The sequence below is a fragment of the Holdemanella sp. DFI.5.55 genome, assembly GCF_020593575.1.
GTDB classification, from domain to species: Bacteria; Bacillota_I; Bacilli_A; order Erysipelotrichales; family Erysipelotrichaceae; genus Holdemanella; species Holdemanella hominis.
The window spans coordinates 1-270 of the sequence record NZ_JAJDMK010000265.1 but is presented as its reverse complement, the minus strand read 5'-3'; the positions used below and the strand labels follow the sequence as shown (position 1 = coordinate 270).

2 pseudogenes are annotated in these 270 nt (G+C 48.9%); both read right to left on the bottom strand.

The annotated features are described in order from the left end of the window. Positions 1 to 102: pseudogene (locus LJE08_RS14045) on the bottom strand (DNA-binding protein); the annotation flags it as partial. 12 nt (positions 103 to 114) lie between these two features. Continuing rightward, positions 115 to 270, bottom strand: a pseudogene (locus LJE08_RS14040) (signal recognition particle-docking protein FtsY); the annotation flags it as partial.

Below are 270 nucleotides of genomic sequence, written 5' to 3'. Positions count from 1 at the left end.
ATCGGCATAGTAAAGCTGAATATATTCGTTCTGCTTTTTGGTCAGCAATGGCTGATAAAACTCAAACAGTGCGTTGATCCGCTCGTTTTTTTCGATATCCACGGCCGCCACCTCTTATTTTTCGACAACCAGGCCCTTGAACAGTCCGTAGACAAAATCGCTGGCATCGAATTTCTGCAGATCGGTAACCTTTTCGCCCAACCCAACGTACTTAACCGGCAGATGCAGCTCATTGCGAATGGCCAGAACAATCCCACCACGCGCCGTGCC